Source organism: Mesorhizobium sp. M8A.F.Ca.ET.202.01.1.1 (genome assembly GCF_004791595.1).
Taxonomy (GTDB): Bacteria; Pseudomonadota; Alphaproteobacteria; order Rhizobiales; family Rhizobiaceae; genus Mesorhizobium.
Genome location: NZ_SRUN01000056.1, coordinates 1 through 713 on the forward strand (window position 1 = coordinate 1; position 713 = coordinate 713).

The 713-nt window shown below is 64.7% G+C and carries 1 protein-coding gene; it reads right to left on the bottom strand.

What is annotated here, in order from left to right; all coding sequences use genetic code 11:
• The coding region (locus EN845_RS33795) for a VCBS domain-containing protein (protein ID WP_210235524.1) at positions 1-713 on the bottom strand (713 nt) is incomplete at both ends.

Below are 713 nucleotides of genomic sequence, written 5' to 3' on the forward strand. Positions count from 1 at the left end.
GTAACATTGACCTGAACCGTCGCGCTCGCCTGGTCTCCGTCCGAATCGGTAGCGACCACATTGATGCCGGTCAGGTTGATGACATTCTGTCCACCCGCGTCGGGATGCGGGAAATTGTCGAGCAGCGTCACATTGACTGTCGCCGAGCCGTTGGTGCCCGCCAGGATTGGCAGCGACGATGCGACCAGGTCGATATGGATGGCGTCGATGCCGTTGATCGAGCCGGTGATCTGGGTCGGCCCGGCCAGCGTCCAGACGATGTCGGCGCCGGCAACTCCGTTGACGTCCGCCGTGATCCCGGCGACCGATGTGAAGGCCACCCCGGTGATGTTGTCGGAACCGGCATGGAACGTCACCGTTCCGCTGCCGTCCTCGACGTTGGTCGCGGGCGCGCTGCCGGTCGCATTGGCGGTGCCGAGCCCTTCTTCGTCCACCGCGATGACCGCGTTGGTGACCACCGACGGGTTGGCCCCGTCATTGATGGTGATAGTCAGCGTGGTCTGCGAGGTGTCGCCGTCGCCGTCCTTCAGCGTGTAGGTGAAGGTGTCCGTCACCGCCGATGCGTTGCTGATGTTGGAATTGGCCACGTAGCTATAGGTGCCGTCAGGGCTCAGTGTCAGCGTGCCGTACTGGCCAACGACATGGAAGTCGCCGCCCACCACCGTCGTTGCCCCGGAACCCGTCACGCCACTCACCGCGGCGCCGTCGGCACC